We start from the raw sequence: 8,275 nt of genomic DNA on the forward strand, positions 1-8,275 counted from the left end.
CCTGGCTCGACTTCTACAACACTGGACGCCGACACACCGCGCTCGGCGGCCAGCCACCGATCAGCCGACTGTCACGAACGTCATGACCGAGTACACCTAGGACAAGCTCGTCCGCGTCGAGAAGGCCATCGGTCAGCTCCGCCGAGAGCGCGCAGGTGTCTCGACCACGTCCCTCTATGAGAACACCGATGGCCGCCGCCTCGTCCAGGCCACCGTCACCGACAGCAAGAGCCGCCACGACCAAATACCCAGGACGAGCACGAGCGCATCGAGGCATCGCGGCGGGAGCGGGCTCTCAACGCAGAGGAACAACTGACGTGTTTCCAGGCCGAGATCCTCGCTCAACAGCGGCGGATCGGAGAGCTGATGGGCCAGCTTGGCCAGCTCAGGGACGTCGAGCAGCTGGTACCCGGCGAATCCGTCCAACAGCTCACCACCGAGAACACCACCCTCAAGCGCCGCGTCCAGCAGCTGCCCCAGGAACACCGAGCCCTGCAAGAACGCCTCGAAGGCGCCCGCTCCAACCTCCGCTTCTGCGGACAAACTCATCGCCGACCTCGAAATCCAACTCCTCGAACAGGACCAGGCATGACGCCGACCACGCATTCCGCCCCCCGTTAGCTGAGCAAAAGACAAGTCCGGTTTGCCGTTGCAGCTGTGGTCACGCCATGTGACACGAGCGGCGGAACTCCAAGACGCCTGACAACGTCAGGTATTCACCGTCGCAGGAGGTCGAACGGGACTCCCCGCCACAGCGCGCGCACGTCGGAAGTGCCGTCGTCGGCCAAGTAGTCATCCGGAACAGCCCAGACCTTCACTGTGGTGGCATCAGCGGTGACCGAAGGCCAGCCCGGGTCACCGCAGGCTGCGAAGTCGGCCCATGCGCGAAGCATGCGCTGGGACAGGGCTCGGTCCTGTTCGTCGGGGATGCCACCGATGAGGAAGGCGGCGCCGTCCGCGTCCAGGTTGCCGAACGCGAACGGGATGTCGGCGGTGTGCCAGGGCCTGGCCTCGCCGCCAGGAGTTGCGCGTCTGCGGGCGAAGCGGGAGAGATACGCTCGGCCGCCGGCTCTCGCGTGGTACTCGGCAAGCACACTGCTGTACTCGCCGAATGTCGCGTCGCCGAAGAGCGCGAGGTATCGGTCAAGCACCGGAGCATCGGGCGTCAGTGCACGGTAACCAGGGACCAAACGGGCGGGGAGACGAAGGGCCTTGGCGAAGTCCACGAGTTCCGGCTCCGAGGTGACCTCCCGCACGCCTCCGATCTCGTACAGGAACCAGCACTCCTCCAGGGCGTGACACACCAGGAGGTCCACGTCGCGGGATGCGCCGGCAGCGAGCGCGCAGAGCGGATCCACGGGCAGCACATCACCGTCAACGACGGGCTGGAAGACCACCGGGTCGTACGCCTGGATCGCCGTTACGGGATCGTCCGCGCACTGTCCGGCGACCTTGTCGGAGGCAGTCACCAGCTCCTGCGGCGAGGCAGAGAGCAGTCCATCGCCCGTCGGGGCCACCCCGGCCTCGGCCGCGATCCTCGATGCAATCGCCGCGGCGACCTCGACGGTGAAGAAGGCATTGGGCACGCTGTGGGTGATGGCCCTCCGGAACAACCCGCGCGCCTGCTCCATGGCCATCAGGCAGGCGACCGATCCCGCTCCGGCGGAGTGCCCGGCGACCGTGACGTTGTCGGGATCGCCACCGAACGCGGCGATGTTCTCCCGAACCCAGCGCAGAGCGGCTACCTGGTCGAGCAGCCCGCGGTTGTCGGGGAAACCCGGCACGTGTCCGAAGCCCTCGAAGCCGACCCGGTAGTTGCAGCTGACCACGACCACTCCGGCACGGGCGAGCGCGGTACCGTCGAAGTCGGGCTGGGCGGAGGAGCCGAAGGTGTAGGCCCCGCCGTGGATCCAGAACAGCACCGGCAGCGGGCCGCCGCCCAGCTGCTTCTGCACCCACACGTTGGCGGTGAGAATGTCCTCGTCCCCGGGGCGCCACACCGGCGAACCGGGTAGTTCCGCCGACTGCGGCGCGATGGGCCCGAAACCCGTGCAGTCACGCGACGCGCTCCAGCCGACAACAGGCTGCGGCTGACGGAAACGGTTGGGGCCGAAGGGCGCGGCGGCGTACGGGATACCGAGGACAGCTATGACGCCGTCGACCGATCGCCTGCCGCACACACGGCCGCTCGTCGTCCGGAAAACCGACCCTGCCCATGACTTGTCACCCATACGCCACAAGCCTCCCACAGCCTCTTGCAGCTTCGCGAGCGAATTACCACAGGCAACCCGACACGGAAGCCCTCACGTCGCGGACACTTACGTGACGCATTAGTCCAGTCAGCACCCGATCCGGGTGCTCCGAGACTCGGTAAACGGGAGTTCGACCACATGGTGCGCCTCGGCTGGATCCGCTCCCCGCAGTTTATCGAGGTCCGCTTCGGCACGAGCCAGGCGTCGACGTCGCGCTCGACACCACGGCGTCGGTCGACGCGCTGCCCTCCGCGCACCCCGAAGTCGGCCTTGTTGATCCGGTCCACGTGTCCGGCCGGAGGCTCACCGGCGCAGCCGGCGGCCAGGACAAGCCCGGCGGCCAGAACAGCAGCGTGAGATGCGTCGCAGAGAGGAACGGGAAAAGCGCTGTGTGATCACCGCTCGATCATCGGGCTGTGATCACACAGCGAGAGGGACGTTCGGGGAAGGATCACCAGAAGGTGGGTACAGCAGCACTACGGCGGTCCGGGGCACTGGGAGCCGCACGGAACGCTTCAGCAGTGGCGTCGTTCGCTTCAGCCGCAGCTTCCGGCCAATCCGCCGCAACCGTCGTCCCGCGGACCAGCACTGTCTGCGTTCTCCAGGCCGTAGTGCCCAAGTGGTGGCCGATCGACAACGCCTGCCTGGCCGGTTCTCGCGAAGCTCCGACTGGGCTGACCAACGCTCAGTACGGTGCGAACCATGGCGAATCGAGGGACACCCCGCTGCGGATCCACCCCGCCGCAGCCGGTGAACGGCAAGCACGCCCGGCTCACGCAGGCCGGACAGGACGCCATTGAGCGAATGTCGCTGGACGCCGCAGGGGTGCAGCGGTGACCCGGGGGCGGTCGGCCAAGCGGCGAGGACCTGCGGTACGGCGAAAACCCGCAGCGCGCCGCCGTGGCCGGGTGACGAGGCGTCGGGGGCAGGCCGCGCAGATGGACGGCATCGGCGTCCTGGTCGTCGTGCTCGTGGGCGCGTCGGTGGCGGCGGCCGTGCTCCAGTGGCTGGTGGCTCACTGGTGGGTACTGGTACTCCTGACCGTCCTTGTGGCCGGCGCCGTGGCGGGCTGGGTGCGCCGGCGGGCGCAGCGCGCGCAGTGGGAGAGGGTCAGGGCGCGGGGGCTGCGGTATCAGCTCTCGCAGCTTGATGCGCTGGGGCATCGGGATTTCGAGTACGCGGTGCGGGATCTGATGCTGCGGGACGGCTGTGCGGACGCGGTCCAGGTCGGCGGCCGCGGCGACAACGGCGCGGATGTGAAGGCCACCGACCCGACGGGCCGTCGGTGGGTGATCCAGTGCAAGCACCGCAGGGCAGGCTGGGCAGGGTCCGCCGTCGGCACGCCGGACCTCCACGTCCTCAACGGCACCGGCCGCCAGCTGCATGGCGGCGACGTCATCGTCCTGGTGACCAACGGCCGTTTCAGCTCCCACTGCCCGCCGTACGCGAAGTCGCAGCGCCTCCACCTGGTCGACCGGCATGTTCTGGGTGAGTGGGCGGCCGGATCCCGGCCACTGTGGGAAATCCTCCACCGGCTGCCGCCACCCCGCAAACCTTCTCCCCTGTCCTGATCCTGCCCGGCCCGACCAGGGTAGTCACGGGACAGCTTGCGAGATGCTATGCGCAAGCCGGCCCAGAACATTCAGCACTCCCCATCCGAAAGCGGTCGGAGCGAGGACCACCCCCAATGCCAGAACGAGACCACGGTCAGCTTCTCATCGAACCGGCTCCGGGCCTCCGTACGACGACGTAAGCAGAATGACAATGACAGCAAGCGTTGCCCGCCACGTTGATGGTCAACGACCGCCCAGACCTCCCCCACAGCCGTGATCGTCCTCGCTGCAACCCGCGGTGGACGCCCCACTCAGCCCACCTGTCTGCCCCGAGCCAGACAGCGCTGCGCCGCCGTTGCCTGGAGTTGGCGGCAAAGCGTTCCTCCGGCCGGAACTTGCAGATGAACGAACCCGCGGGCACCAGGCCGGCAACGACGGCCCCAGGCGCAAGCGGATCACGCGGTACGGCCCAGCGCCTACGGCTCCCGCGCTCGAACGAAACACCCATCGGGTGTGGCAGTCACTGGACTACCGACGCTCGCCGTGTTCTGCCGGGTACGGTATGTGCACACAAGAACAGCCCGAACACTGGCCTCAAACAAATCAGCAGGACAGGAAGTCGTCGCCCACCGGCCCACCCGCCGGCCTCACCACCGAACACATCACCCCAACCATCCAGACCGTGACCAAAACACCCACCACCGAAGCCGGACGCTCGGCCCGCAGTGGCGCCACGGCGACCACGCGCTGCAGGTCCGCCTGGCCCTCGCCATGAGGCGAACAGCAGGGTAGGCCCTGACGAGTTCGTGCATCGTTGGCATAAGGTCGGGTTCGGCTCATGGTCGGTCTTTTTGGGCAGCGCACAAGATCTGCGCCGAAGAATGGAACGCAGCACATCCCGGCCGAAACGCGGTTCGTCCAGGTCGCCCAGCCGCTCCGCCGTCACTGCGGCGACGAACACGCCTGAAGCAGCAAATGCCAGGGATGGCCGTTCGATCACCGGCCACAGCTGCGGATCACCCGTCATCTCGGACGAGTTCCGGTCCTGCCCCACAGGGGCCTGCCAGATGACGTCGGCTACCACCCCGCTCTGCTCGGTGGAGCCAGATCATCTTCGCGCGTCATGGAACCAAGCTCCCCCGGTACGCCGGTGCCGGTACAACTGCGTGCAGACAGTGCGTCGTTGTCGGTGGGCGAGCCCAGCACCCTCCCAAGCCCTGCTCCGGACCGGCAGCCGTCGCGCCCCGTGGGTCGTCCTCACGGGTGATCAGGGGGAATGCGCGTTGGCCGGCCCGCACGTCGGCGGGCTGGCCGGCTGAGTGCGCGCACCCCCTCCGTCTCGCGTGCGCGCACTCCGTCAAGCGGCGAGGCCCCGGCCAAGGTTCAGTTCTTGACCGGCCACGCCAGCGGGTCCTTGTAGAAGCCCTGGCTCAGTTCGACCGCGGCAGCCTTCTGGCCCTCGGGGATGAGGAAGGCGGTGCAGATCTTCTCCGACTGCCCCGCGCTCACCTTCTTCCCGGTGTCGGGCGCCGGGCAGTTCGGCCACTTGGCCTCGCCCAGGATGACGATGAGTGCCTTGGTGCGCTCGCCCTTGTCCGTCTTGACGACCAAGTCGTCATCCATGTCGCCGACTTCCATGGGCTTGCCGCTCTTGTGGGTGAGGGTGGCCCACACGTACACGGGAACCTTGGGGGCCTCGTCCTTGTCCTTCTCCAAACCGGATTTGTCCATGTCGGCCTTCGTTCCGGTCTGCACCTTCGTGGGCGTGACCGTGAACTTGCTGTCCTTGGACTTCTGCATGGTGCTCTCCTGCGGCGGGCTGGCCTCGCCCAGACGGTAGGTCGTCTTGCCGTCCGACGAGGAGGAGCCAGAACTGTGCCCGCCCTTCCCCGAATCCGAGTCATTGCAGCCGGTCAGCGTCACAGCCAGCGCCAGAGCGCCCACCGCCGCCGGCACGACACGAGTCCATGTGCGCATATCTTCTCGTTCTCCCCGTTAAAGCGTTTCCGTTGCCTGGCTGGGCGGCACATAGCCCCCACAACCGGGCCATAGTTCAGCCGCACATACTGCCAGAGCGGAACCGTCCGCTCGCGGGGAGGGAGTGCTTCGGAACGGCCTTCCAGTCGGGGCTCAGTAGATTACTGCACTCCCATGAAACTCACGGCCACGCCTCGGCCCGCTGTGGTCCGCCCTCCCCCACCAACAGCTTTGGTGACCGGGAGCCAGGAGGGATTCCGTCACAGCCCGGCCAGCGCGACTTCCGGGATGCGCTCGCGATTCCGTTGCGCGTCCGGGCGCAGAGTCGCGCTCGGCAGCGGTCGCCCTGCCCTCGCGGGCGAGCACCACAACCACGCGATCCTCTGCGCCTCCGAGCACTGCGTCGCCACCCATTCTTCGGACATGGCGGTCGCGCTCGCTGCCTTCGACGCCGTCATCTCGTACGAAACCGCGGAGGGGCCGGTTGAGTTGCCGATCGACGAGTTGTATCTACCGGTGGGCGACACCTCGCACGTCGAGACCGCCCTTCCGCCCGGCGCACTGATCACCGGAGTCACGCTGCCGTCGGCCCCGGTCGCCACCCACTCGCGGTACCGAAAGGTGCGCGAGCGCGCCTCGTACGCGTTCGCGATCGGCTCGATTGCCGCCGCGCTCGACGGCCAGGACGATGTCGTACGCGAAGTGCGCCTCGCGTCCCGGCTGTGGCGGGCCCGTGCGGCCGAGCGGGTACTGATCGGCGGCCCGGCGAGCGCAGAGGGGTTCGCCGCCGCGGCGTATGCCGAACTGGCGAACGCCGAGGCGCTTCCCGAGAACGGATACAAGGCTGGGGGCGGCCACGGTGTTACTGGTCAGCTTTGGCGGACAAGTTCGGAGCGCACTCCGAGGCCGCCTGCGGCCTGTCCAACGGTGAGCCTGCCACCGAACCTCCAGTCCCACCTGCTGTCCGATGGCACCGCCTTGAAACCGATTCTCGTAAGTGCCTGAGCAACGATAGGGTCATTACATGATACGTATACGGCAGGCAGGCGAGGACGACATCGCGGAGCTTGTACGCCTGCGCGCGTTGCTGTTTGAAACTCTCGGCGGCGACTTCTTCAACCCCTCATCAGTAGACGACGACTGGCGGCACGCCCTTGCTACGGTGCTGAAGGAACAGTTGACAACGGACGCCGTGCGGATCCTCGTCATGGACGGTGACAACGGCCTTGCCGCGTGTGGCATCGGTACCATCGAACAACGGCTGCCCGGCCCGCACCTGCGCAACGGCCGGATCGGACACGTGATCGGCGTAGTCACCGATCCGGCGTATCGACGGCGCGGTCACAGCCGCACGATCATGCAGGGCCTGGTCGACTGGTTCCGGGAACGGGAGGTCGCCCGAGTGGACCTGTACGCCTCTGCCGACGGCGAACCGCTCTACCGCGCACTTGGCTTCGTCGACCACCCCGACCCCTCGCTGTGCTGGCGTCCGTGACAGGCGACCCGCCGCCTTCAAGAAGCCTTTGTTCTCTGAAGATCGCTCGCCGGAGTCTCACGGGCTGCGGCCGGAACTGAAGGCGTGCCACTCCTTCCTCGACCGGGCGACGCCCTCGTCACCCCCAGCCTGGACCACTACGGGCGGTCCCTACAACGCCTCATCAACATGGTTGCCGAGCCCAGCAAGCGCGGTGTCTGCTTCACCTCGCTGCACGAGAACCTGGACAGCACCACCCCCGGCAGCCGGCTCTTCCACGTCTTCGCCGCCCTGGCCGAGTTGATCCGCAAGCTGATCGTCATCAGCACGGCCGCGGGCCTGGCCGCGGCCCACGCTCGCGGCCGGGTCGGCGGGCGCCCCACCATGGCCACCAAAGAAGTCATGCGCACCGCCCAGGGCCTGTCCCCAAAAGAGCAATCCGAGAGGTGTGGAGAGCGTAGCCCCGGTCCGATCTGGAGCAATGCTCAAGACCTGTGGATCGGTTCCGGGAGGGATGCGGAGGGCGTACCTTCCCGAATGATCCTTGATGGTCATCGAGTAGGCCCGCGTTGCAGCGCGGGTCGGGTAGGCACGCCGTGCTTAGCGTAGTGACTGCAGACGGTTCCGGGGGTCCGGCTCTCAGATCGACGAGATCGTCCGCGAGGGCGCCCGTCGTATGCTTGCCGCCGCAACTGGAAGCGGAAGTCAACCAGTACATAGCGAGTTGGCCGCCGAGACGGACGAGCGGGGCCGCCGCCTGGTCGTCCGCAACGGCCACCACCGACCCCGCACCGTCGTCACCGCGGCAGGTCCCGTCGAGGTCACCGCGCCGCGGGTGAACGACCCGCGCGTGGACGAGGCGACCGACGAGCGCAAGCGGTTCTCCTCCAAGATCCTGCCCTCGTGGTGCCGCAAGTCCCCGAAGATCAGCGAGGTGCTGCCGCTGCTCTACCTGCACGGCCTGTCCTCCGGCGACTTCGTGCCCGCGCTGGAGCAGTTCCTCGGCGGCACGGCCGACC

8 protein-coding genes and 1 pseudogene are annotated in these 8,275 nt (G+C 67.5%); 6 read left to right on the forward strand and 3 right to left on the reverse strand.

Annotated features, from left to right (window positions below):
• Positions 1-174: 174 nt before the first annotated feature.
• Positions 175-549: a hypothetical protein gene (locus ABTZ94_RS34325; RefSeq protein WP_351206846.1), complete on the reverse strand. Its 375-nt coding sequence runs from the start codon at positions 547-549 to the stop codon at positions 175-177.
• 167 nt (positions 550-716) lie between these two features.
• Positions 717-2,231 (reverse strand): carboxylesterase/lipase family protein, encoded by a 1,515-nt coding sequence (locus ABTZ94_RS34330; RefSeq protein ID WP_351206848.1) that lies wholly within the window; start codon positions 2,229-2,231, stop codon positions 717-719.
• A gap of 723 nt (positions 2,232-2,954) precedes the next feature.
• Between ABTZ94_RS34330 and ABTZ94_RS34335 the strand changes: the two genes are divergently transcribed.
• Both ABTZ94_RS34335 and ABTZ94_RS34340 read left to right on the forward strand, forming a co-directional pair.
• Entirely contained in the window at positions 2,955-3,089 is a 135-nt protein-coding gene (locus ABTZ94_RS34335) for a hypothetical protein (RefSeq protein WP_351206850.1), read from the forward strand.
• Positions 3,090-3,160: 71 nt separating this feature from the next.
• On the forward strand, positions 3,161-3,823 hold the full coding sequence (locus tag ABTZ94_RS34340) for a restriction endonuclease (RefSeq protein ID WP_502967360.1): 663 nt from the start codon (positions 3,161-3,163) through the stop codon (positions 3,821-3,823).
• Between the two features lie 1,365 nt (positions 3,824-5,188).
• Here the strand turns inward: ABTZ94_RS34340 and ABTZ94_RS34345 are convergent.
• Positions 5,189-5,782: a hypothetical protein gene (locus tag ABTZ94_RS34345; protein ID WP_351206852.1), complete on the reverse strand. Its 594-nt coding sequence runs from the start codon at positions 5,780-5,782 to the stop codon at positions 5,189-5,191.
• A 333-nt stretch (positions 5,783-6,115) separates the two neighbouring features.
• On the opposite strand from ABTZ94_RS34345, the pseudogene ABTZ94_RS34350 reads away from it, so the two are divergent.
• The 4 genes and pseudogenes from ABTZ94_RS34350 to ABTZ94_RS34365 form a co-directional block, all read left to right on the forward strand.
• Positions 6,116-6,625, forward strand: a pseudogene (locus tag ABTZ94_RS34350) (FAD binding domain-containing protein); the annotation flags it as partial.
• 181 nt (positions 6,626-6,806) lie between these two features.
• Positions 6,807-7,277, forward strand: coding sequence for a GNAT family N-acetyltransferase (locus ABTZ94_RS34355; protein ID WP_351206854.1), 471 nt, complete (start codon positions 6,807-6,809; stop codon positions 7,275-7,277).
• Positions 7,278-7,361: 84 nt separating this feature from the next.
• A complete protein-coding gene (locus ABTZ94_RS34360; protein WP_351206856.1) occupies positions 7,362-7,865 on the forward strand; it encodes a recombinase family protein in 504 nt (167 codons plus the stop codon).
• Between the two features lie 34 nt (positions 7,866-7,899).
• Positions 7,900-8,275 (forward strand): transposase (locus ABTZ94_RS34365; RefSeq protein WP_351206860.1); only part of this gene is annotated, 376 nt, incomplete at its 3' end.

The organism is Streptomyces sp. NPDC002785 (genome assembly GCF_040295565.1).
Taxonomy (GTDB): Bacteria; Actinomycetota; Actinomycetes; order Streptomycetales; family Streptomycetaceae; genus Streptomyces.